Genomic DNA, 25,224 nt, shown 5'->3' on the forward strand with positions numbered 1-25,224 from the left:
GATGAGCCGCGCAGAGATCGTCACTCGCTACTTTGTCCGCGGTTTTCCGATCAAACTCTTCCGCATCACTGCGGCCTCGCCAAATGCCGAGGCGCGCAACTATCAGCCGACCGATTTTGAACGTGCCCAGGTGTTCACTGTCGCGAATCAGGCTGATTCGGCAGAGTTCTACTTGAAGAAGTACATTGATAGCAACGTGCCGAACTATTCGGCCAACCTGCTCGTCGGCGATGCGCTTAATGCCGCCAGCCAACATGAGCGGGCGATTGAAAGCTATCGCAAGGCGCAGGCATTCTCTCCCGGTGACGGTGTGAGCGCGCTCAATATGGGTACTTGCTTCCTCAATCTCGGCGGATCTAAACAGAATCCTGCCTACTTCGATTCTGCGCTTGTATACCTGGAAACTGCAGGTCGGGCATTTCCGAATGACTCCCGCCTGGCAGACATGATCAACCAACTCGAAAGACGAAAAAAATGAACGGAAGACACAGTAATTATACCAAGGTCTCGATTGTAATCCCGGCTCACAACGAAGAGGGCAACATCGATCCGCTCACCGAGGAACTGGCGAAAGTTATCAGCTCGATGAAGTATGGTGTTGAAGTCGTGTACGTCAATGACGGATCGACCGATCGGACCGAACAGAAAATGGTCGAAGCGGTGCGCCGCTATCGCTGGGCGCGGATTGTCAAGAACCGTGTCAGACTGGGGCTGACCAGCGCCCTGACCAAGGGGTTCGCGCAGGCAAAGGGAGACATTCTGGTGTTTTATCCAGCCGATCTCCAGTTCCATCCGCGCGACATCCCCAAGATGATCGAATCGATCGACAACGGCGCCGATATGGTCTGCGGCAAGAAGCAGGGGCATTACGGCAAGTGGCTGGTGTCGGGAATCTACAACATGATGACGCGGATGCTATTCCCGAAACTCAAGGTCAGCGACATGAATTCGGTAAAGGCATTTACTCGCGAAGTCTACAATGAATTTCCGACGATGCGTGAAGGGTGGCACCGCTACCTCGCCGCCTTTGCCGCCACCAAGGACTACGTTGTCCGCGAGGTGCCGGTCACATTGCAGAAGCGCCATTCCGGCAAGAGCAAATTCGCCGGCAAGTCGCGCATTCTCAAGGGACTGACGGATCTTATCGCCGTCAAGTTTCAAGTATCGGTATTCGGTGATCCGATGCACTTGTTCGGCAGACTGGCGCTGTGGTTCTTCTTCATTGGCTTTCTCATCGGCGCTGGCGCTGTCGTCTTACGATTTTACCCAGTCCCGGGTGTGATTTCACCACGGCCGTTATTGTATGCGGTCATACTATTTGAACTTGCCGCATTGGTGACATTCGTAATGGGTATTATCACCGAAGCGTTGGTCTACTTGCGCGATTCGCTCGGCGAAATGAGAACGCAGAATCAACGTTTGTTGGATGAATTGGCACGACGGTCAGGTGTTCGTATGAACGCCATTCCGGATGACTCCGAAACTCGCCACTATGAACGAAGCGATGACCGCGTCGATGAGCGGACACCGGAAGTACGTCAAGAAGGTCGCCGTCCTGAACGCCGTGATACACGAACCGATTCGCGTCCCGACTCGCGCCGTCGCGACCCCCGTGACTCGCGAGATTCGCGAGACGCTCGCGGACCACGTCGCGAAGAACCACGCCGGGAAGAACGCCGTGAAGAGCGTCGCGAGGTAAAACCGGAAGAAGCGCGCGAAGCGGCACCAGTTGAAGCGCCGCGCGAGCAACGCCCACCACGCGAGAATCGTCGCGACAATCGTCCGGATGGACGCCGTGGCCGCGATGATCGCCGCCCGCAACGCGGAGACCGCGACCGCAGACCGGATCGCGAAGCACGCCCCGACAATCGGCAGGTAGCACCACCGACGGAAAACGTCGAGCCGCCGTTTATCGCCGCTGAACCGGAAGTGAGAGAAACTCCGACATTCACACCAGAGCCGCGTGTCGAGCGGGAAGTGTATGTTCCACAAACTCCCGTTTCTGAGCCGCAAGCTTCGCCTGAAGTTGCCAGCAACGAACCTCAGGAGTTGGATTTTGGCGACAAGTCATCTTCGGAAGATCGCCAGCCGCAGGGTGAGCAGGCACAGCGTCATCAATACCGCAGTGGCCGCCGTGCGCGCCGGGTTCGACCGATGAACACGCCGTCGTCATCCAGTGAGCCGTCAGGCTCATCAGACGCGAATGCACCGCGTCAGAATGGCGCCGACATTCCGGATCGACCGACGACAATCAAAGTGCGTGAGTTGCCGGTTGATAACGACAACAAGGGTGAGGATGCTTAGATTATCGAGCTGAGTATCAGTTGACAGTTGAGTAAATGAAGTCGGGTTCCTGCAGTTGCCGGAACCCGACTTTTCTTATGGGGCTATCCTTCGAAGCTAATTTCACCGCCGAGAATCGTGTATTTCACTTTTCCCTGCAGTTTCCAGCCGTCGTAGGGGGAATTGCGCGACTTGGAATAGAACTTGTCGACCTTGACCGTCCAGGCGGCTTTGGGGTTGACAATCGTGATGTCGGCAATTGCTCCAGCACGCAAGTCGCCACCGGGAGTGCGAAGAATCTTCGCGGGAGCGGCGGACATCTTGCGAGCGACTTCGTTCCAAGTAAGATGCCCCGGTTTGACTAAGCAAGTCGCGACTAGTCCGAGCGAAGTCTCCAGGCCAATGATGCCATTTGGCGCCTGATCGAATTCAACTTCCTTCTCCTCCGGAGCATGCGGGGCATGGTCGGAAGCGATGGCGTCAATAGTGCCGTCTTTCAATCCTTCGATAATCGCATCAACGTCTTCCTGCGTGCGCAGCGGCGGATTCATCTTGAGATTGGTGCTGAATTCCTTGCCGATTTCCGCATCGGTCAACGTGAAATGATGCGGGGTCGCTTCGGCAGTGACATTGACACCTTCGGCCTTGGCTTGACGGATAAGCTCGACAGAGCCTTTCGTCGAGACATGGGCGATGTGCAACGGTGTTCCGATATACTTGCACAAAATGATGTCGCGGGCGATGCAGACTTCTTCGGAGAACGGCGGAATTCCGTGCATTCCGAGGCGCGTCGATTCGTAGCCTTCATTCATCACGCCCTTGCCTGAGAGCGACATGTCTTCGGCGTGGCTGATGACAGCGATACCAAACATGCCGGCGTATTCAAGCGCGCGACGCATCATGCCGGCGTCGTGAACGGGAGAGCCGTCATCAGTTACGGCGACAGCGCCGGTTTGCACCATTTCGCCGATGTCGGCCATTTCCTTGCCGGCGCGACCGCGGCTGACGGCGCCAATCGGATAGACGCGAGCTTTGCAGCCGGAAGCGCGCTGCTTGACGAACAACACAGATTCCTGATTGTCGAGCGGCGGTGAAGTGTTAGGCATGCAAGCGACAGCGGTGAATCCACCGGCGGCGGCAGCTTGAGTGCCGGTGGCGATAGTCTCGGTGTCTTCGCGGCCCGGTTCGCGCAAGTGCACGTGCATGTCGATGAGTCCCGGCAGTACCAGCATTCCGGTGGCGTCGATGACTTCATCTTTCTTGAATGTCGCTTTGGCGGCCGGCTTCTTGCTCTTGTCGCCTTTGAGTTCGATGCGTTTGATTTTTTCGCCATCGAGATAGATGTCTCCCTGAAGCGGTTCGGATCTTTCCGGGAAGACGATCATTCCGTTCTTGATAAGTTTAATCTTCATCAGTTTTTCTCCCCTCACCGCCGGCGAGCAAATAGAGCACAGCCATGCGTACGGCGACGCCATTGGTTACTTGTTCCAAGATCACTGACTGTTCACAGTCGGCGATATCATCCGCCATTTCCAGACCGCGATTGATCGGACCCGGATGCATGATGGTGTAGTTCTTGTTGAGACGTTTTAAGCGTTCCTTAGTGATGCCGAAAAGGGAGGTGTATTCCCGGAGCGACGGCAGAAGTCCGGCTTGCTGGCGTTCGAGCTGGATGCGCATGACGTTGACGACATCGGCGCCATCGAGCGCCTTGTCGATATCGGTGTACACTTCGACACCCATGTTTTCAAGACCGACCGGCAGGAGAGTCGACGGTCCGCAAACGGCGACCGAAGCGCCGAGCTTGGTCAATCCCCAGACATTCGAGCGAAGAACGCGCGAATGTTTGGCGTCTCCCATCAGCACAACGCGAAGGCCTTTGATTTTTTTGTACTTCATCCAGATGGTGTACATGTCAAGCAAACCCTGTGTCGGATGCTCGTGCTGGCCGTCGCCGGCGTTGATGACGGATGAACTGCAAAAGCGGGTCAGGAAGTAGGGTACACCCGATGACGAATGGCGGATTACCACCATATCGATCTTCATGGCTTCGAGATTGCGGACAGTGTCTTTCAGCGTCTCGCCCTTCTTCACCGAAGATGTAGCGGCAGTGAATGTCACAGTATCGGCAGAGAGGCGTTTCTCGGCTAATTCAAATGAAACGCGTGTTCTGGTTGACGGTTCGAAGAAGAGGTTGGCGACGGTCAAGCCGCGCAATGGCGCGACTTTTTTGATCGGACGGTCGAGGACCTCGCGGAAGACCTTGGAAGTTTCCAGTATCTTCATCATCTCGGCGGCATCCAGCTCTTCCAGACTGAGTAAATGACGGCGTTTGAATGTCATTTCTTTCTCGCTTTTCCGGCAGCCGGTTTGGCAGCCTTGGCGGCAGAGGGTTTGGCTCCACGGCTCAGCAGCACTTGATCGGTGCCGCCGCGTTCGACCAGCGAGACTCGGACATCGTCGTTGGAACTGCTGGGAATGTTCTTGCCGACAAAATCGGCGCGTATCGGCAACTCGCGGCCGCCGCGGTCAATCAAAACTGCGAGACGTACGGCGCGGGGGCGACCATAGTCGGGTATCTGATTGAGGGCTGCCCTGATTGTTCTGCCCGTGAAAAGCACATCATCCACCAAGACGATGATCTTGTTGTCGACGGGGAAGAGAATCTCGGTTGCTTTGATTTCCGGATGCTCGGGGTTGGTCAATAAATCATCGCGATAAAGCGTGATGTCCATGTAGCCGACTTCGACTTTGCGGCCATCGATTTTGCGAATCTCCTTCGCCAACCGGTCGGCGAGGAAATCGCCATTGGAGCGAATGCCGATCACCGCAAGCTTGGCATCATCTTCGAGCGACTCAAGAATTTCATGAGCCATTCGCGAGAGTGCATGCGAGATCTGCTTCGCGTCCATGAGAACAGCGAATTCTTTCTCAGGCAAGGTTACTCCTAACTATTGAAAAATAGATGTAAGTGACGATGTTGGGTTTGGTCGTGGATGTAGTTACAGGACAGATCATACTTTTTGTCAGCCATCCTTTCGGTCTCGCAGGACCAGATTAAAGGTGGTTGCTGACGGCTAATGTAGAAATTGGGAGATGAGTGTCAAGCTCTTTCGCAAACGAGAGTCTGGTTACTCAGTGAGGAGACGAAATCAGAACATCGAGAGCTTGTCCATCAACTCGCGTCGATGGGCAAGTTTTACGGTGAGAATTCGATTTACCAGTTTGCGGGTTTCGTCGTCGTTGGAGAGATAGCGCAGCGACTGTTTGTAGACTTCGACCAATTCAGTTTCCCATTCGAGGACTTGCCGCAAAAGCTGGTCGCGGTCTTTACGTCCGGCGCGCAGAGTCAATATCCCTTCGCCGACTTTTTCAAGCACGCTGGGGTCGATGTCGTCATTTCCATAGCGGCGGTTGATTTCGTGGAGAACCTGCAGGTCGCCGCCTTGGTCCTCGCGGGCTTTCTCGAAGAACTGATCTGTCTCGGAATGAGTGCTTTCCTGCTCGATCAAGCCGGTATAGAGCAGATTCAGCTTCCGCTCGCGCATAAAGGCGTCTTTGAGGATGTTTCGTAATTCTTCCTGCACAGACAGAGAATCGGTAACACAACTACGCTTCGCAATTAAAACTTTCCCATCGGAGCCATAAGCGCGCAAACTCGGAAGCATGGTGATGCGTTTTGTTTATCTGAACTGAATTGAAGTTGAAAGGAGTATCGATGTTGGAAGTTGGCGATAAGGTCCCGTCATTTAGTCTCAAGCAGACTGACGGTGCGACAGTGAAATCATCTGATTGGCTTGGAAAGACGGTGGTCTTGTACTTCTATCCGAAAGACGACACGCCGGGTTGTACGAAGGAGTCATGTTCGCTTCGCGACGGCTACGGGGCATTCCAGAAGAAGGGGATACTCATCTACGGCATTTCGCCGGACGATGTCGGCAGTCACAAGAAGTTCACGGAAAAATTCGATCTGCCGTTTCCTCTTCTTGCCGACGAAGGACATGCGGTCGCCGATAAGTTCGGAGTTTGGGTGGAGAAGAACAACTACGGCAAGAAATCGATGGGGATTGCGAGGACGACGTTTGTTATCGGACCCGACGGCAAGATCTCCGAAGTGATCAAAAAGGTCAATACTGAGGGACATTCGGAGCAATTGCTCGAAATCCTGTAACTGCTTGCCCAGCGTTGAGGTTATGGCAGGGCGAATGACCTTCGTTCTGCCATTTTCTTCTATTCTTGAATTAAAAATGGGTTACATTGTTATCAGTGAAGCTATATCCGTTGGAAGAGGGACTCGCGTAATTCATGGATAGAATTTGCTTCGTTGGGAAGCTGGCCAATGCTCTCTCACCGGGGAAGTCAGAAGAATTGGAAAAAGCATTGGCGACCTTGGTGCCGGAATCGCTTCCGGTTGATGTCGCCTATGAGATCGTATTGCAGAGCTATCTATTCTTTGGATATGCGCAGGCAATCGAGTCGGCTAAGATTTTCTTCGGCAATCTCACGAAGCGAGGGCTGAAGATTCCGCATTCTCCCGACATCGCATTCGATAGTGCGTCACTTCGCAAGCGCGGCGAAGAGCTTTGCCGGAGTATCTACGCGCCAAATTTCGAGCGACTGGTCGCAAACATGGCGGAGGTTTCGCCCGAGTTGTCGCACTGGATGGTGGAAGAGGGATACGGAAAGGTGTTATCGCGACCGGGACCAACCGGTATGGAACGGGAAGTCGCCAGTATCGTGTTTCTGGCAATCTCCGGTCATCCGGTACAGTTATTTTCTCATGTGCGCGGTGCAAGGAATCTCGGCGCAACCCGTGAGTTCTTGGTATCAGTAGTAGAAGAAGCGGGCTTGAAGAAACCGCAAAAGGAATTGATACAGGGGACCATCGACAAGGTATTTACGTTTTGAAATATTTCTTCCACATACCGATCGCACTGATCCTGGTGTTTGTAGCTGCGGTTGCACTCACATTCTATTTGGTAACGGAAACGAATCTTCCCCACAAAGCAATCAACTTCATCTTAGCGCGCTATATCGAAGCCAAGTACGACGTACGCATCCAGTTTGCGCATATCGGCGGCTCGCTGAGCGACAATCTTGTGATCGACAATGTTCGCATCGACACCAAGACGCCAGGACAGCAGTATCGATTGGCAAGCATCAAGCAGGTGGCAATTTACTATGACTACCGGACGCTGCTTAAGCGCCAGTGGGTCGTGGACAGCCTGTTTATCGCTTCGCCGACAGTGATCTTACGTTCAGATTCAAGCGGCGCAATTATGCTCCCGAAGCTGTCAAGCGGCACTCCCAGTACTGACGCGCCAAAGCCGCTCCCCAACATTGAAGTGAAAAACTTCGTGCTTGAAGACGGCCGATTCCAGATCAACAAAGGCACAAAGTCTTTGTCGATTGACAGCATCTTTGTCAATTTGAATGGGACTCTGCGTGATGGCGTCCTTGCCGCGCAGATTGATTCACTGGCTCTGAATTATCCGCTCAAGGGATTCCGGTTAAGAGAGCTGCATGCCGGACTTGCATTGTCGAGCACGGCGATCGGAATTGATTCGCTGTACATCGCAACCGATTCATCGCGCATTATTGGCGGCGGGCTCTATCCGCTCGACAAGACGACGCCATTCCAGTTTAGACTTCGCAATAGCCACGTTTCGCTGACTGAGATTGGGCATGTAATCGGGTCGACAATACGCGGCGGGTTTGACTTTAATGCCGACTTGACAGGAGTTTTGGCCAAATTCTCCGGACAGACGGATGGCAGGGGTGTGTTGTTCGAACGCGAACTTGGGCCATTCAAGTCGGATTATGAATTCGACAATGGTATTCTGACTCTCACGAATTTTGAGGGCCAGATGTTTGATGGGACGATGAATGGCTCGATCGATATCAATTTCCTGGCGCGTCCGGAAGCCTATAGTGCGGAGTTGGAAGTTCGCGGATTTAATCTCAACAAGGTATTGCCGAAAACGTTCGAATCGCGACTTAACGGACGCTTCAATGTCAATGGGTCGGGTTTGAGCGAGAACACTTTCAATATGGATTTGAACGGCGATCTCGGGCCGGGGCAGTTCGATTTCGTGCGATTCGATTCTATCGAAGGTGATATCAGCATCAACGTCAAGGATATGTACTTTCAGCCCGGTTTCACGCTATGGTACGAAAACTCGAAGTTTACCACCGAAGGCGTCGTGAATTACGACGGCGAGATGTCGCTTGCCGGAGAGTTCAATACGACGCAGTTGGCAGATTTCTGGGGCGATCTGTTTATCAAAGAATTGTCAGGCCACGGGTCTGCGACTTACGAAGTTACCGGTCCGGTGCTTGATCCCGACTTGCGCGGTTATTTCATCGGCGACTCGTGCAGTTTCTACGGATTTTCAACCGACAGTCTGTTCGCATACTTTGATATTGCCAGCTTTCTGTATGGCCAGCGCGGCAATGTTGATGTCATGGCGTGGAAGAGTGATGTCTGGAACTTACCTGCCGATAGCGTGAAGATTTCGGTGGATGTCGATTCTAATCAGGTGGCGATCACGCGCGCAACGCAGTATCAGGAGCGGATGCTGATTGATGCCAAAGCCCACGCAGTTATCATCGACAGCACGGCGACCGTGACCATCAGTGATTTCCTTTTCCAGTTTGACTCGCTCAAGTACGTAAACGATTATCCGACAGTAGTGGATTTTCTGGCTGACAAGATTGTCGTCAATAACATGATGCTGCGCGGCAACGAGGGGGCAGTCAGATTCGATGTTGACTATGGGTACGATACTACAATTGATCTTCACGTTGTTACGGAGGACTTCAATTTCGCTACCTGGCTGCGCGATCTCAACATGGATTCGTCCTTTACGGGCCGATTGAGTCTCGATGGCCGCATGAACGGCAAGCTGACCAATCCTACGATCGTAGTCAATGGCGGTGTTAGCGACCTGATGTTTGCGGCTGATACACTTGGCAATCTCACCGGCAAGCTGCAATTCTCCGACTCGTCTCTGACATTTCAAGATGTGGTTCTGGGATTTCGCGGTTATGAAATCTTCGCTGACGGCAACTACCCACTGGTGATGAACCTCGATTCGGGCATCGTGTATGTGCCCGAGGAACCGATGGCTTTCAATCTGCGCTCAGCGGGATCAAATCTGAGTATCGTCTCGTCATTCAATTCAAGCGTCGAGGACCTTCAAGGTGACTTCTCGCTCGATTTAAGGGTATATGGAACGCCGGAACATCCACAGTCTGAAGGGACGTTCACTCTCAAGAACGGCACACTCAAAGTCGACCAGATGGCAAACCTAATTGAGAATATTGAGGCGCAGGTTTCCTCGCACGGCAGACAAATCATTGTCGAGTGGGTAGAGGGCCGGGTTAATCATAAGCGGAAGAAACTGTTCGGAAGCAGTTTCCGTTCCGGATCGGTGCGCGCCGCCGGTGAAATCAATATTATCAGCAGCGATATCTTCGACTACTCAATGGCGCTCGTCGGCGACGATGTGCCGTTCCAATATGATCTCGGCGACATTTACGGGCGTGCCGACTTCGATCTGTCGATCCGTGGTGCCAACCCGCCGTTGATTAGCGGCGATGTTACTGTTTTCGAGGCGGAGTATCTCGAGGAGTTCGATGATGATTTGACCGCGGCTGCGATCGCCGCGGCTGATACGATTGCGCTTTGGGATTATGATATCAATGTCGATATGTTGCCGGCATCGGTCAGCGTCAAGAACTCCGATATGAACATGGTGGTGGATGGCAGACTGCGTGTTTTGCGCGAAAATGCGCTCGACAACTACATCGGGACTTTGAACATCGTGCGGGGAACAATGTACTTCGGCGACGTAAATCTTCGGATACAACCGGGCAGTTATCTGCAGTTTGACAATATTGAGAAACCGGATCCGCAGCTGTTTATCGATGCGACATGGCGCGTTCGGAATATGTCGGGCGATATCTCAAGCGCATCCGTGACGGATGTGCCGTTGCAGATTCGCGGGACGATAACGGAGCCTTCGTTGGGCGCGGAATCTGGTTCGGGCTATTCCGACGAGGATATTGCCACGCTGTTGTTCATGAATCAATCTGCCTCGGGGCAGGCTAACTCGCAATTCGGTTCCGACTTCCAAAATCGACTTACCGGTGGAGCTGCCGGTATTGTTTCGGGTCGAGCGGGGCAGGCCCTGAGGCGAACGCTTGGTTTGGAGACATTCGAATTAGAACCGACCTATGATGAGAAGAACGCTATTGCGGGTGCGACGATTTCGGTCGGGCTATACACGCTACCCAATGTCTACACTTATGTTTCTTCGCTATCCGGCGACGGCCGGGCTGACTATGGAGCTGAGTATCGTCTTGGAAGGCACTTCACGATCGGCGGGCAATACGACCGCGATCGTCTTTGGCGCTTGAATCTCGTTCTCGATTGGGAATTTAGATGATTCGAAGACTGGGATTTGTCATCGCGATCGTGATGTTCATGGGGCTCGCGAGCGGAGTCTACGCACAGGAAGTCGCTTTGCGCAAGCAACTCACCAAACGTCTGCCGATTGAGAAGATTGTCATCGAAGGCAACACGGCGTTCAGCGAGAAGGTGCTTAAAAGCAAGCTATACTCGAATGAAGACGGATTCTGGCAGGGCGTGAAGTTGATGCGGGTTAACCGCTATACCAAGGCCAGCTACGCCCGCGATCGGGTGCTCTTGGAGTACTTCTATAAGAGTGAAGGGTATGATGACGCCAAAGTAGAGATAGAACTGCGACCGGCGAAAAACCCGGAAAAGATTATTGTTCAAATCAAGATCAAAGAGGGTGTGCGCTATCGAGTCGGTAAGCTCGAATTGACCGGAGATATTGGTGCAGAAGAGTATCCAATATCGGTGGTGACGCATCCGATTCGCGCCGGAACGTATTTCAATACTTTTGCCATTAACGACGCCAAGAACGCAGTCAAGACGATTTTCGCGAACAAGGGTTACCCTTACGCCGTAATCACCATGACAGTTAACAAAGACACGGTGAACGCAGTTGCCAATTTGACTCTCAACGTCGTTCGAAATCAGCTCGTTCTTTTCGGTAATCTTGTAGTCGATACCAACCTGATCACGCAGCCGCGAGTGTTTCATCGCGAGATTACTTTTAAGCGTGATGATGTTTACTCGCGCGACAAGTACTTCGAGTCGCAACAGCGTTTGATCCGCACCGGTCTGTTCAATTTCGTGACGTTGGAGCTTCCCGATTCGATGAGCAGTCTTGACAGCCTGCAGCCCAACTTTTATGTACGGGCAGTTGAGCGTCCGCCGCGCTATGCGGGATTCGGCGTCGGCGCCGGGCAGGACAAAGACGCAGGCATTGCGTTGAATGCGTTGGGACGATTTGGCGACCGAAACATCGGAGGGAGTGCAAGGAAGATTGGATTGTCGGTAACGACATCGTTCACGATGAAAGATTCGTTGATTGTCCGGCCAAACTTTCAGTTTTCGTACACCGAACCTTACTTTTTCAGAATTCGGATGCCGCTGATTCTGACATTCGAGTATGAGCCGCGAGCGACTTCGAATCTCAGCAATTACCGCGTTCGTTCTTTCAGCTTTGACGCGACAGCGATCAGGGAGTTTTCGCTAAAGACCAAGCTGTCAACGTCCTTGAACTACGAGGAAGTTAATCTTGACACGGCGGGACAAGAAGTCGATGCGGAAACCCGACAAAGTGCCGGTATAAATATCAATCGCAGAATCATTCTGTTGCTTGAACGAGACGCGAGACCGATACAAAGCCGATTCAATCCGTCGAGCGGATCGTATACGAGTTATCGGTTCGAATATGTCGGCGGCATTTTGGGCGGCGACAATGACTTCATCAAGTTCGTGTGGAATTGGTCAAAGTACAACCAGTGGAACTCTACAACGAATTATGCAACGAGGCTACGTTTTGGATATGTAAATGAGTTTGGCACGTCCGATGATGTCCCCATTCTTGAAAGATTCTATCTAGGCGGAGCCTATACAATTCGCGGATTCCCCGAAAACGAATTTGGTCCGCAGGCAATCGTGGTTGATGAAGACGATGACACGTCGATGGTCTTCGTCGGTGGTGAGGCGATTGCCATGCTCAATCTTGAGATCCGCAAGCAGCTGGTTGGTAAACTGTGGGGTTCGTATTTCATTGACACCGGCATTATCGCCTCGAAATTGCGCGAAGTCGACTTTCACCGAGCGGCCGTGACCACCGGAGTTGGTGTGCAGTTTATGAGCCCGGTTGGTCCCATTCGACTTGACTATGGGCATCGTATCGGGATAAATGACATTCACGCCGGAGGGCATTTCCACATCGGGATATTGTATGCATTCTAACCATGGTGGGCAATCATGAGCAAGCCGCTTATTGGAGTGGTTCTGGCGCTCACGCCAGAAGATCACGAGTTTAGGGCGTTGCCCGCGTATCGATTCGAGTTTCTCAAGCAGCATTACTATGAAGCAATCGAAGCAGCAGGCGGCGTCACCGTGGCGATTCCATTGTCTGAGCATCTCGAGTTTGTCGATCGCTACTGCGAGATTGTCGACGGGTTGTTCTTCGTCGGCGGTGATGATGTGCACCCGGAGTTGTATGGTGAGAAGATTGATCCGCTGTGTAAACCGCAGATGCCGAGGCGCGACCATTTCGAGGTGGCGTTGATGAAAGCTGCGTATACAAAACAAAAGCCGATTCTTGGTGTCTGCCGGGGATCCCAAATCATGAATGTCGCGTTTGGCGGGTCGCTCCATCAGGACTTGTCCTACCGCAACGCCGCCAGCAATCACTCACAGGTTGGCGAGTTGGACTTCACGACCAGACATGTTGTACAAGTCGTGCCGGATACGCTGCTTCATCGATTGACGGGCAAGTCCAGCTTCGAGACAAATACGGCGCACCACCAGGGAGTTAACCGTTTAGGGAATGGTTTGACCGTTTCGGCGGTTTCAGGGGACGGTGTGATTGAGGCGGTAGAGGCCGAAGGATTCACTTTGGGCGTCCAATGGCACCCGGAGGCTTGGGGACAAGATGAGATCAGCCGAAGTATATTTAGGGGCTTCTGCGAGGCGGCTGCCAGAAAATAGTCGGTCCCGGCCAGTGATAAATCACTTGCAGTCCAGATTTAACTTGATAACTTGCAACGATTTTTTCGAGGATATAGTCAGGCAATGTCGATATTTAGTAGATTTTCAAATGATATAGGAATCGATCTCGGGACCGCCAATACGCTGGTATTCGTGCGGGGACAGGGGATCGTGCTCAATGAACCGTCCGTTGTAGCTGTCGAAGTTTCCACCGGCAAGATTCTCGCCATTGGCTCAGAAGCTCGCCGGATGCTGGGCAGGACACCGGGCGAGATTACTGCAATTCGTCCGCTCAAAGACGGTGTAATTGCCGATTTCGAAATTACCGAGCGTCTGCTTTCCGATTTCATCCGCCGGGTGGTTCGCCATAAATTCCTGATGAAGCCGCGTGTTGTGATTTGCGTGCCCTCTGGCATCACCGAAGTCGAAAAACGCGCAGTGCGCGACTCGGCTGAAAACGCCGGAGCGCGCGATGTTTATTTGATTCAAGAGCCAATGGCGGCTGCGATTGGCGTGGGTCTGCCGGTTGATCAGCCTTCGGGCATCATGATCATCGATATCGGCGGTGGAACCTCTGAAATCGCGGTTATCGCGCTGAGCGGTATCGTCAATAACACTTCGATTCGAATTGCCGGTGACGAGATGAACGATGCGATAGTCACCTACGCCAAGAAGAATTTCAACCTGCTTATCGGCGAGTTGACTGCTGAAGAGATCAAAATCAAGATCGGGTCGGCGTTCGAGTTGGAGCGCGAAGAGACCATAGAAATCAAGGGGCGCGACTTGGTTGCAGGTGTGCCAAAGAATATCAAGATTACCTCGACGCAGATTAGGGAGGCTCTCTCCGAGCCGATTTCCTCTATTATTGATGCCGTCCGACTTTCGCTCGAACAGACACCTCCGGAACTGGCTTCGGATATTCTTGACCGGGGTATTGTCTTAACCGGAGGCGGTGCGCTTCTGCGCGGACTGGACAAACGTATCCGCCAAGAGACGAACTTGCCGGTGATTGTCGCAGATGACCCGCTGACTTGCGTAGCTCGCGGAACGGGGTATGTCCTCGAGAATATGCAGAAGTTCGAAAAAGTCCTGATGCGTAGCCGCCGCGACTAAGTTTATCTCCGAATTTAGCCTATTCTGCCAATTTGGCACCTCACTGCATTTTTTGACAGTTTTGATTGACCTCAATTCACTTCGCGTGTAGAATATCTGTATGAAGAAGTTTGAATCAATAGTCCTGGCGGGGATTAACCAGCCGGGTTTTCGTCCGCTAAAAATCCGCGAGTTTGCCAAGTTCCTTGGGATTAGTGAAAAAGACTATGGCGACTTTCGCCGCACAGTCAAGGACATGATCCATAACGGCAAACTTGCCAAGATGCGGGGCGGCAAGATCGGAAGGGACGTCGCCGTTCGGGATACGGTTGTCGGCAAATTCACGATGACTAAATCGGGACGGGCTTTTGTCGTACCCGAAGCTGGCGGCGATGATATCGCAATTGGCGACTGGGGACTCGACACGGCTTTGCACGGTGACAAGGTCGAAGTTCGTTTGTTGCCGCAGAAACGCGATATGCGACTGAGCGGGGAGATTGTCAAAGTCATTGAGCGCGTCGACCGCGACATCGTCGGCAAGTATTTCCAAAGCCGGTTCCACTCGTTTGTGCTTCCGGATGATCAAAGGTTGAAGATAGAGATCCGTGTTGACCCGCCAAAGGGCACACCACTGCGAGATGGCACCAAGGTGGTTGTCCATTTGATGGAGTGGATTGATCCCAAGGATTATCCGCGCGGGAAGATTTTGCATATCCTCGGAATGGCGGGCGACAAGGATGTCGACATCTTGTCGACAATCTACAAGTTTCGTCTGCCGATGGGATTTTCACCAAGCGTGGTTGAGGAAGCCGAGTCAATTCCCGGTGAGATTCCGGAATCGGAAGTCAGACGACGCCTTGATCTGCGCAAGGTCGTGACTTTCACAATCGACCCTGAAGATGCCAAAGATCACGATGACGCCATTTCAATTGAAGAGACGAAAGAAGGATTTCGCCTTGGCGTGCATATTGCTGATGTCAGCCACTATGTGCGCACAGCGAGCAAGCTGGACAAGGAAGCGCGATCCCGCACGGCTTCGGCGTATTTGGTTGACCGCGTACTGCCGATGTTGCCGGAGCGATTGTCGAATGACCTGTGCTCACTGAAGGAAAAGGTCGACCGGTTGACGATGAGTGCGATGATCGATCTGGACAATTCGGGGAATGTGATCCGGTACAAGTTGCACGAGAGCGTGATTCGCTCCTGTGCGAAGCTGTCGTACGAACAAGTCCAGCACTACATCGATTCGGGCGAGGGGCTGGAAAAGCAGAAAAAAGTCGCCGCGACGATTCCGATCATACACAAGCTGGCAAAGCTGTTGATTCTGAAGCGCGAACAGCAGGGGTCGATTGACTTCGATCTGCCGGAGTACAAAGTCTTCGTCGACGAGATGGGGCTGGTTTCGAAGATCACCAAGCGTGAACGGAAGATGTCGAACCGGATCATTGAAGAGTTCATGCTCTTGGCGAACAAACTGGTGGCGCAGGAGATGTTATCTAAGAATATCCCCACGCTATATCGTGTGCATCCGCCGCCGAATGAGGAGAAGCTGGCGAACTTTACGGAGTTTGCGAGGAGTTTTGGGCACACGGTTTCGTTCGGTTCGCCGCCAAAGCCGAAGTTCATTGCCGAGTTTATCAAGAGCTTGGAAGGCCGTACCGAAGCTGATCTGCTTAACGAACTGCTGGTGCGGTCGATGCAAAAGGCGACTTACACACCTGAGAACATCGGGCACTTCGGTTTGGCGTTTCCGCACTATCTGCATTTCACCTCGCCGATTCGTCGTTATCCCGACTTGATCGTGCATCGAATTCTGCGGCAGGTTCTCAACGGCGAATTCAAGTCATCACAGGGCGGAGCGTTGAAGGGTTCGCTTGAGCGCATCGGCAAGCACTGCACTGAGCAGGAAATGGTGATTATGGAAGCCGAGCGCGAGACGATTTCGATCAAGCAAGCGGAGTACTTGTCGCGGCAACTGGGCGAGATTTTCGAGGGCGTTATCAGCGGGATGCTGGGATTCGGATTCTTTGTGCGCCTGAATGACGTCGGTGCTGAAGGGATGGTGCGATTGGCGAGTCTGGAAGACGATTTTTATTCGATTGATGTCAATCGCTATCTCATTACCGGCAAACGCACCGGACGCAAGTATCATCTTGGGGACAAGGTGCGCGTGCAAGTCGCAACGGTTTCCACGGAAAACGGCCAGATTGATTTTCGTTTGATACAGGATCATATCAAACCGCGCGTTTCAGCGCATTCATATCGCAATCGCAAGAGATGGAGGTAGGCGCGAATGGAGTATCGTCTGCTCGCGGTCACATCACACAACCGACTTGGTGAGATTCTTGAAGGATTACATATTAGCGATGTCGAGATCAGCTATGCCGACAGCATATCGCAGGCGCTTCAGCAACTCGCGGCGAATCGCATTCGTTTTATTGCACTGGATTTTGAAGCGCTGGGTTCCGAGGCAATTCCATTCCTGAAGCGGCTCCATCGGATTTCGCCTTTGACGGATATAGTTCTTTTCTCCGAAGACTCGACGTTTGATGAACTGGTCATTGACTGCGTCATTGACAAAAATTTGCCTAACGATCAGATTCACGCCGAAATAATCGAAGCGATTGACCGTCGCAAGTTGCTTGATGATGCTGGAATGTTTGGACATTCGCGGAGCTTACGCGATTCAGCGACGCGCATAAAGCAAGTAGCGCCGACCGATATCTCCGTGCTGGTGATGGGTCCTTCGGGCACCGGTAAGGAGCTGATAACGCGGTCGATTCACGCGAATTCGCCGCGCCGGAATAATGAGTACATTTCAATAAACTGCGCTTCGATACCGGAGAATCTGCTTGAGTCGGAATTATTCGGCTATGAGAAGGGCGCTTTCACCGGCGCAGACAGGACACAGCCGGGGTTGCTGCAGCAGGCACATAAGGGGACGCTGTTTCTTGACGAAATCGGCGAATTGCATCCGCACCTGCAGGCGAAGCTGCTGCGGGCGATTGATTTGTCGGAACGGCCCGAGGACATACTGCCGATAGTTGCCCATTTGATGGGGCGGCTCAAGAGCAAGGTGCATTTCTCGCCGGAGGCAACGGAACTGCTGCTCAAGTACGGTTGGCCGGGCAATGTCCGCGAGTTGACCAATTTCCTTCAGCGTTTGTTGATCACCGCACCGCAGGGGGAGATTTCGCGTGAAACAGTGGCGGCGCTTCTGGACAAGCACCGTGTCGATGACCGCTCACTGCCGGTGGTGACCGGAATAACCGCGGAAGAATCGGGATACCGGCTGATCTATCAGGCTTTGTTGAATCTTGCCAACGAAGTGATTGACTTAAAGCGGCTGATTACTGAACGTATTGATGGACATGTTCGTCCAACTAACGAAGTTGCGCAGGCGTCGCATGACAGCGGCGATCTTGAAGCGATGGAAGAGAAGATGATTCGCGATACTTTGGATCGCGTGGACGGCAACCGCAAGCGCGCCGCCGACATTCTGGGTATCGGCGAGCGAACACTGTATCGCAAATTGAAGAAGTATAATCTGACATGATCTAAAGAAGGATCAGATGACAAAGTGGGTAGTGGCGATGGTCTTTGTGATTTTCGCCACGGGCAACAGCTTTCCGATATTTTTCACCGACCAGTCGTACCGCTCGCTGGAGCAGCTTGATGAGGCTCTGGCCAATGGCGAGATAACGCAGGAGTACTATGATGAGGCGGTGGATGTGTTTGCAACGATTTTTGGATCAAACGTTTTCCCAAGGGACTCGCTTCCCCAAACCGTACCGATGCAAGAAGGCAATCGATCCCTTCCAGAATGGAGGTACTCAGCTGCATATAGACAGGAATTTGGATCCGAATATAACTCGACGCGATATGATCGCCTTCGAGTTGAAGCAAGTCTCTTTCGTGGCCGAGTAGTCACAAAGGGGGGACTAGTAACCGAAAAGAGGACTGGGGAGTCATATCTGGTCCATTCGTATTCGTTTTTGATCAAACGTAGGGCTCTGCAGATTCGATTCGGAGGAATCTCCCCACAGTATGCCAGTGGGGTAACTGTCGGGAATTCTGGATACCATCGCGATCTTCGCAAAAACGGGGATTTTGGCTCGAGTATTCTATTTCCTATTCGGCATCAGAAGAATGGTATTGCGATCACAGAACAATATCACAGGTCCACTGTTGCGGCATTTGTTTCGCGATTAGAGGGGGATAGATTTTACATTCAGAGCGTTGGCGGTGACTTCACAATGACAGAGGGTTGGGCCGATTTCGGCCTCGCAACTCTCCATCAGAAGATTGGGAAATTTGGTTCCAGTTCGCGTATGCTTCACTTTCTAGCGCCGCATTTTCGGAAAAGTCGCTTTACTCGAAGTCTCACAGCCGAATCATCATTTCAAATCGACGGCGCAGCGGCACATGTGTTGCAATACGAATTCAGCTCCAAGAAGCAATCGCAATCCTACATCCTCTTCAGCTACGGGTCGAACTACCAGAATCTCGAATCTGGTGGGTACGCGTATTCCGACTACGATGATGCCGCGATTGACGGGGTCGGCCTCGAATATCGCGAGAAACGGGCAGGGAGACGAGGTGTAGCAATCGAACAGACTTTTCGTTTCACGACCGAAAAGCTTACCGCCCAACTTGTCCGCTGGGAGAACCGATTGGATGACCGCCAATGCATAGCAGGGCGCTTCACCATTGAGCAATTCAGTCGCTTCCCAATTCTGAATCGACTACGCATTCAAGCTATCTACCAGAATCTTGACATTGAGCATGACACCGACACACGCAAAATAATCAGCGTCACGACGAAATTGATGACTTCCGGGGTATTCATCTACGAGAATCAGCACAAGATCGAACAGAGGGTGCTGGATTCATCGAAGAAGTACCCGTTTCGAAGTCGCCACGATCTCACTTGGAAGATCAGTGAAGACCTCGAGTCAATTGCCATGATCAATTACTACGACAGCGACCTCAATTCAGCGAACGATAACCAACTGACCTTTGCAGTTGGTCAAGAGATTGATACCGGACGTGACATGCGTTTTGCAGGCCGGGTGCAAACGCGATATCGATTCGTGACACAGAAGCTCGACAATTGGGAACTACGCATCAATCTCGAAGTCATCATCTGATTCCTGCAAATTCGCCTTGACACCATTCTCCGCGCTTTGTAATCTACGTGGGCAAAAAGGTAGATATTTAACTTCAAGGCAGATTGTGTTTTCAAGAATGCCGGCAAAACTGTGCCGATGTTTCTCCATGGATTTGGGATGTTGCCTGTCGCTGTTGATCGGAGTGTTGCTCCTGTCACCGGCAGTAGGGGTCGGCGCCGGGCGACTGGTCATCAATGAGATCATGATCAACGAGCCGGGGAGCGAGACCTCGCTGGAGTGGGTCGAGTTGTTTAATGCCGGCACCGACTCGCTTGATCTTAAGGACTACATCTTCATAGAAGCCGCCGACACCACACGCTTCGCCAAGCGTTGGCTGCAATCGCGTGAGTTTGTGGTGCTTGCACGCAAGCCGGTATCCGCTGATGGGACGGCGTCATTTGAGCAGCAATGGGGAAACGGGTCAAATGTGTGGGGCGACGACTCGCTCGAAAATTACCTGCTTCTGCCTGCCAAGATGTCGCTGCGCAATTCCAACGACTCGGTGACAATTGTCGAGCTGCCGACGGGAAGAGCGGAAAGTGTCAAGTGGGCATCGTCTCCACCCGACGGTGTGAGTCTCGAACGAGTCAATTCCGGCACCGATGCCACAGCGAAGAATTTCAAACAATGCAATGCCGCAAGCCATTCGACTCCCGGCAGGGTCAATTCGGTCGTTGCCAAGATGCGCGATTGGGGATTCAACGAGGATGACTGCGAAATCTTCGTGCCGCCAAATTCGGAGACGCCGATTGAGATTCGCCTGGCGATTCGCAATTGCGGTCAGTCGATTCTTGAGAGGCAGGCGGGTACGATCGTTCATGATTTGGACTTCGACGGAGAGTACAGTATCGCGGATTCAGTGACGGAGTTTGAGATTGAAGCGCTTCTCCCGGACTCGGAGCTTATTGCAATAATCTCGTTCGCAGAAAAAAGGGGGCGGCATTCATACATCATTCGATTGCCCGATGACGACGACAACACCAATAACGAGGTTCGCTTCGAGTGTGTGATCGGCGCGTTTGCGCGGGAGATGTTGATCAGCGAGATCATGAATGTAAGTGCAGATTCGTCGGGTTGTGAGTGGATTGAGGCACAGAACGTCGTTGCGTACAGCATATCGCTCAAGGGCTGGTCACTGGAAATCGACGGCAGAGCAACGGCACTGGACAGTCTCGGCGAGGTTGAGCCGAAGAGAGAATCATACTGTGCGAGGACAGCGTTTGTTTTCGCGCAGGCTATTCCGGTACGGGTTGCCGGTTGATTCAGCCGGCGACGTGGCGTTCGCTTGGAAATACTCAAGGCGCAATTGCACTACGGATGCATCTTGGCGCGCTGTCGGATAGCGTCGAATATCGCGGCGCTATCGAAGCTGGTCGAAGCTGGGAGCGTGATTTCGACTCGACCGGCACGGCATTCGAGTCGCTGTTCTATCGGTCAACTGCGATTTGCAGAAGTACACCTTGCAACGACAATTCGGCTCGCCCGGTGCCGGTGGCGGTCGATATCGCGTTTGTGCCGGGGAGCTTGAGACTGGAATGCGACAGTGTGGGTGTAACGACCATTGCTGCCTCGTTTTGGCTGGTGAATTACGGATATCGCGAATCAGGTGCAGCAGCAGTGCATGTCTTTGATGATGCCGACCGCGATGGAGTCGGTTCGGCGAGTGAATGGATGCTTGACTATCAGGGTGAAGCATTAGCTGGTGGTGATTCGGCAGAGGTTACGCTTTCAATCTCGGCGAACACTGGGCGTCACAGAATCATCTTTCAACTCGATGATGACGAGGTACTGGCGAACAACATCGCGACTGGCGAGATCACTGTGGGCCCAATAACGCGCGAAGTTGTCATCACCGAGTTTCTCGCCGACCCAACGGGGGAATTGGAAAGCGAGTGGATTGAGATCCGCAATGTAGCAGCTTATCCAATCGATTTGAGCGGCTGGAAAGTCGGCGATTTGTCGCATCAGAATTTGATGGAGGCTGCACCGATTCTTGAGCCGGGAGAATATTGCGTTATCGCACAAGATAAGATTGCCTTCACCGGATACTATGGCAATTCCTGTCAACCGCTTTTCTGCAAGAGCTGGAGCAGTCTTAACAATGGCGGCGACTGCATAGTCCTGCGCGACGAATTCGGCACGATCTCCGACAGTGTGAGCTACTCAGGCGGTGCAGGGGAGAATCGATCGCTCGAGCTAAATGAAGCGGCAGTGCCGGGGCTTCCCCATTGGAATCCGTCGCGAAGCACGACCGGGTCGACGCCATGCGGAGCAAATTCGGTATTGCCGGCACCGGCGGCACACGACGCAGGATTCGTCGAGAATGGCATGACGATTCGCAAGGACTCTCTCGACGCAGAACTCATTCACTTCACAATCGATGTAGCGAACTACGGTTATCTGAAGCTCGAACGAACGTCGATTGACATCTTTGATGATAGAAATCACAACGGCGTGCCGGATGACGATGAACTCCTCACGACTGTCGAGACGGGATCGATTGAGTCCGGCGACACGACAACGGTCGCATTCTCGCTGCAAATTCCCACCGGGCGACACAGGCTAATATCTCGCCTTCCCGATGACGAAGCCGTTGACAACAACATGTGTCGGGTCGAGATCAGCACGGGTACGCTGCTACGCGAGATCATAGTCACGGAATTCCTCGCTGATCCGACCGGCGAATTGGAGAGCGAGTGGATCGAGATCAGAAATGTGAGTGGACGTACAATTGACTTTCGAGGCTGGTCTTGTGGCGATCTTGCGACTCAACATGCGGTCGAATTGAGCCGCACGTTGGCACCGGATGAGTACGCGATCCTGGCACAGGATAGCGCGGCATTTGCGTCGTTTTATGGCGACGGTTGCGCAATCATTGCCCTCTCAAGTTGGAGCAGTCTGAACAATGGAGGCGACTGTATTGTCCTTTGCGACGAATTCGGGACGATTTCCGACAGCGTCAGCTACTCAGACGGCGCCGGCGAGAATCGTTCGATCGAGCGCAATGAGTCGGCGATTGAGGCGGCCTCGTGGTATCCGTCAACATCGCTGTCCGGCGCGACGCCGTGCGGAGCGAATTCAGTGTCGGCAGAATACAGCGGAGCAACCTCGTTTGTGTTGCTGCATCGGGTGTTCGCGCCAACGGCAGGGGAGGAATTGCATTTCGCGATTCAGTGTCCACCGGCATCGAGGTTCACTATTGAGGTGTTCGACATGGTGGGTCGGCGACAGCGCGTGATCGCCGACGATAAGTATTTTTCATCGGGCGAGTCCTCCTATGACGGACTCTCCGATTTCTATTCACATCTTCCGGTCGGCGCATACATAATCAAAGTTGAATCGGAAGATGGATCCTTCTCGCAGAAAGCGGGCTTCGCAGTTGCGCCGCCGAAGTGAGTTCTTTCTGCTCGTCGGATTTGCTCTGGCGGTTCTAACGACTCAGGACGTATTCGCGGAATTGCCGCGCGGATCGATCTCTTCATTCGCATTGGGAGGCACGCCGAATCTCGTATCAGCGGGACCGCTGGACATGGCAATCAATCCGGCGCTGGCGAGTTGTTCGACTTATGCCGTCGAAGTGCTGGCCTCGCGTCTGCATGAGATGAGCGATTTCGATGTCGCGGCAGGGGCGGCACAATACAACTATCGATGCTGGTCGGTCGGGTTGGTTGTCAACCAGTTGGTAGGGCTTGACTACTATGCCGAACGGAATCTGCTGGTGGCGGCTTCAGTTTCGCCGCATCGAATCTGGCGATTGGGAGTTGGAATCGAACATCGACGCCTTGAATTCGGCGAGGGCTACGGCACGGTTTCGACGGTCGCGGCATCGTGCGGATTGATGGTCAGACTTAACGACAAGGCGGCAATTGCCTTGTCAGGGTTGAATATCAACCGTCCCAAATTCGATTCGGATGATGATCCGCTGCCGTTAGCAGGGCAGATTGCGGCGACATACATTGCCAATTCGACGCTGACAATCGTGTTTGCGCATCAGATTGAAGAGCGATATCCCGACCGGTTTTGCATCGGGCAGCAAGTCACAATCGTAAAGGACGTGGATATGTTGATCGGGATGACGACCGAACCCTTTGAAATTTCCGGCGGATTAAGCCTCAAACTACGCGGTTTTAACTTTGAATATGCGTACCGTAACAATGTATATTTGGGCGGTACTCATCGCGTAGGTTTGAGGTTTAGTCGCTGATGGTGGAATACACAAATACTCGTCTACTGATAGAACAACACGAAGCCATGGTGCTGGCGCCGTATGCCGCACTGAGCAGTCGTTCGCGCGGCCGGCAATTCCCCGAAGCCGAACACGAGTACCGCAGTTGCTTCCAGCGCGACCGCGACCGCGTGATTCACTCCGCGGCGTTTCGGCGGCTTAAGCACAAGACGCAGGTATTTGCCTCGCCCGATGACGATCATTTCCGCACACGCCTCACGCACACCATGGAAGTCGCACAAATCTCGCGGTCGATCGCACGCGCTCTTCGTCTCAATGAAGATCTCGCCGAAACGGTGGCGCTGGTGCATGATCTTGGCCATACACCGTTCGGTCATGCCGGTGAGGACGCGCTGCGGTCAATACTCAAGGATGACGGCGGATTCAATCACAATGCGCAGTCGCTCCGGGTGGTCGATTACATCGAGGATCGCTATCCGCAGTTTCGCGGGTTGAATCTGTCCTACGAAGTCCGCGAGGGGATCGTCAAGCACGAGACCGATTATGACATGCCGGTGTTCGGCGATTTCGATCCGCAGCATCGCGCGACGCTGGAAGGGCAGTTGGTGAATTTCGCCGATGAGATTGCCTACAATGCGCACGATGTCGATGACGGATTCTTTTCCGGGTATCTGTCAATCGATGAACTGCTCGAGGTTCCGATCATCGCACAGTTGTATGAGACCTCCAAGCGCAGTTACCCCGATTTGTCGCCGCGAAAACGTCACTATCATTTGATTCGCCTGCTGATTAATTGGGGTGTGTCGGATGTCATTGTTACGGCGGCGGAGGAGATGAAACGCCATCAGGTGGCGACATTCGAGGATGTCATCAATTGCCGCGAGAATATCGTGCACTTTTCGCCCGATGCTCATGCCGCCGGGCGCGAGCTGAAGAAGTTCCTGTTTGCGCGGTTGTATCGACATCCGCGATTGGTGGAGATCAATGCGATGGCCGCGACGGTGATCAGCAAGCTGTTCGAGGCGTACACTTCCGATCCGGAGTTGTTGCCGCAGAAGTTCCGTCAGCGTCTTTACGATCAGCCCACCAAGACCGTGATGAAGGACTATATCGCCGGCATGACCGACCGCTTTGCGTTGCAGGAGTACGAGCGGATCGTGGGCGGACCGGCGCCGGATATGAAGACGTAGGGCGTCTTTTTCAAACCAGATAAGTATATCGAACAGTCGATTTTATTAGCCTCCGAGCGCGGTTGGTTGTATATTGAGTGGCGATACAAAGGGTTGGAGGTGTCGTGTCCTTCTTCAAACGCAAAGTTTTTACTCAGATTATTAGACCGATGGTGGTAGTCGCTGGTGTTGCCGTTGCGCTGTTGGTTGGGCAGTCGT

The 25,224-nt window shown here is 52.9% G+C and carries 19 protein-coding genes; 15 read left to right on the top strand and 4 right to left on the bottom strand.

All coding sequences use genetic code 11. From position 1 onward, the window contains the following. The first annotated feature begins 1 nt into the window (after position 1). Complete coding sequence (locus tag IPH59_10785; protein ID MBK7092181.1) at positions 2 to 478, top strand: hypothetical protein; 477 nt, start codon at positions 2 to 4, stop codon at positions 476 to 478. Then, the gene (locus IPH59_10790; protein ID MBK7092182.1) at positions 475 to 2,304 is read left to right on the top strand and encodes a glycosyltransferase family 2 protein; all 1,830 of its coding nucleotides are present in this window, start codon (positions 475 to 477) and stop codon (positions 2,302 to 2,304) included. Before IPH59_10785 ends, IPH59_10790 begins: the two co-directional genes overlap by 4 nt. Before the next feature lie 83 nt (positions 2,305 to 2,387). Here IPH59_10790 and IPH59_10795 read toward each other — a convergent pair whose 3' ends face one another. The 4 genes from IPH59_10795 to IPH59_10810 form a co-directional block, all read right to left on the bottom strand. Continuing rightward, on the bottom strand, positions 2,388 to 3,695 hold the full coding sequence (locus IPH59_10795; GenBank protein MBK7092183.1) for a dihydroorotase: 1,308 nt from the start codon (positions 3,693 to 3,695) through the stop codon (positions 2,388 to 2,390). Next, entirely contained in the window at positions 3,685 to 4,626 is a 942-nt protein-coding gene (locus tag IPH59_10800; protein MBK7092184.1) for an aspartate carbamoyltransferase catalytic subunit, read from the bottom strand. The genes IPH59_10795 and IPH59_10800 overlap by 11 nt, the downstream gene beginning before the upstream one ends. Continuing rightward, on the bottom strand, positions 4,623 to 5,195 hold the full coding sequence (gene pyrR / locus IPH59_10805; GenBank protein MBK7092185.1) for a bifunctional pyr operon transcriptional regulator/uracil phosphoribosyltransferase PyrR: 573 nt from the start codon (positions 5,193 to 5,195) through the stop codon (positions 4,623 to 4,625). The genes IPH59_10800 and pyrR overlap by 4 nt, the downstream gene beginning before the upstream one ends. 240 nt (positions 5,196 to 5,435) lie before the next feature. Further along, positions 5,436 to 5,870: a hypothetical protein gene (locus IPH59_10810; protein ID MBK7092186.1), complete on the bottom strand. Its 435-nt coding sequence runs from the start codon at positions 5,868 to 5,870 to the stop codon at positions 5,436 to 5,438. Positions 5,871 to 6,001: 131 nt separating this feature from the next. Here IPH59_10810 and bcp point away from each other — a divergent pair, with 131 nt between their 5' ends. The 13 genes from bcp (at position 6,002) to IPH59_10875 (ending at position 25,026) form a co-directional block, all read left to right on the top strand. Beyond that, positions 6,002 to 6,454, top strand: coding sequence for a thioredoxin-dependent thiol peroxidase (gene bcp, locus IPH59_10815; protein ID MBK7092187.1), 453 nt, complete (start codon positions 6,002 to 6,004; stop codon positions 6,452 to 6,454). A 134-nt stretch (positions 6,455 to 6,588) separates the two neighbouring features. Beyond that, positions 6,589 to 7,191 (top strand): hypothetical protein, encoded by a 603-nt coding sequence (locus IPH59_10820; protein MBK7092188.1) that lies wholly within the window; start codon positions 6,589 to 6,591, stop codon positions 7,189 to 7,191. Continuing rightward, a complete protein-coding gene (locus IPH59_10825; GenBank protein MBK7092189.1) occupies positions 7,188 to 10,733 on the top strand; it encodes a translocation/assembly module TamB domain-containing protein in 3,546 nt (1,181 codons plus the stop codon). Before IPH59_10820 ends, IPH59_10825 begins: the two co-directional genes overlap by 4 nt. Continuing rightward, the gene (locus tag IPH59_10830; GenBank protein MBK7092190.1) at positions 10,730 to 12,643 is read left to right on the top strand and encodes a BamA/TamA family outer membrane protein; all 1,914 of its coding nucleotides are present in this window, start codon (positions 10,730 to 10,732) and stop codon (positions 12,641 to 12,643) included. The genes IPH59_10825 and IPH59_10830 overlap by 4 nt, the downstream gene beginning before the upstream one ends. Before the next feature lie 15 nt (positions 12,644 to 12,658). After that, entirely contained in the window at positions 12,659 to 13,387 is a 729-nt protein-coding gene (locus IPH59_10835; protein MBK7092191.1) for a gamma-glutamyl-gamma-aminobutyrate hydrolase family protein, read from the top strand. Positions 13,388 to 13,471: 84 nt separating this feature from the next. Beyond that, positions 13,472 to 14,500, top strand: a complete 1,029-nt coding sequence (locus IPH59_10840) for a rod shape-determining protein (GenBank protein MBK7092192.1) — start codon at positions 13,472 to 13,474, stop codon at positions 14,498 to 14,500. A 100-nt stretch (positions 14,501 to 14,600) separates the two neighbouring features. Next, on the top strand, positions 14,601 to 16,766 hold the full coding sequence (rnr, locus tag IPH59_10845) for a ribonuclease R (protein ID MBK7092193.1): 2,166 nt from the start codon (positions 14,601 to 14,603) through the stop codon (positions 16,764 to 16,766). A 6-nt stretch (positions 16,767 to 16,772) separates the two neighbouring features. After that, on the top strand, positions 16,773 to 18,035 hold the full coding sequence (locus IPH59_10850) for a sigma-54-dependent Fis family transcriptional regulator (GenBank protein ID MBK7092194.1): 1,263 nt from the start codon (positions 16,773 to 16,775) through the stop codon (positions 18,033 to 18,035). A 16-nt stretch (positions 18,036 to 18,051) separates the two neighbouring features. Further along, positions 18,052 to 19,629 (top strand): hypothetical protein, encoded by a 1,578-nt coding sequence (locus IPH59_10855; GenBank protein MBK7092195.1) that lies wholly within the window; start codon positions 18,052 to 18,054, stop codon positions 19,627 to 19,629. A 127-nt stretch (positions 19,630 to 19,756) separates the two neighbouring features. Continuing rightward, on the top strand, positions 19,757 to 20,911 hold the full coding sequence (locus IPH59_10860; GenBank protein ID MBK7092196.1) for a lamin tail domain-containing protein: 1,155 nt from the start codon (positions 19,757 to 19,759) through the stop codon (positions 20,909 to 20,911). After that, a complete protein-coding gene (locus IPH59_10865) occupies positions 20,908 to 23,046 on the top strand; it encodes a lamin tail domain-containing protein (GenBank protein ID MBK7092197.1) in 2,139 nt (712 codons plus the stop codon). Before IPH59_10860 ends, IPH59_10865 begins: the two co-directional genes overlap by 4 nt. Then, positions 23,030 to 23,854, top strand: coding sequence for a hypothetical protein (locus IPH59_10870; GenBank protein ID MBK7092198.1), 825 nt, complete (start codon positions 23,030 to 23,032; stop codon positions 23,852 to 23,854). Before IPH59_10865 ends, IPH59_10870 begins: the two co-directional genes overlap by 17 nt. Next, positions 23,854 to 25,026 carry a deoxyguanosinetriphosphate triphosphohydrolase gene (locus tag IPH59_10875; GenBank protein MBK7092199.1) on the top strand — a complete coding sequence of 391 codons (1,173 nt, stop codon included), beginning with the start codon at positions 23,854 to 23,856 and terminating at the stop codon, positions 25,024 to 25,026. The genes IPH59_10870 and IPH59_10875 overlap by 1 nt, the downstream gene beginning before the upstream one ends. Positions 25,027 to 25,224: the final 198 nt, after the last annotated feature.

The sequence above is a fragment of the bacterium genome (genome assembly GCA_016708315.1).
GTDB lineage: Bacteria > Zixibacteria > MSB-5A5 > CAIYYT01 > CAIYYT01 > JADJGC01.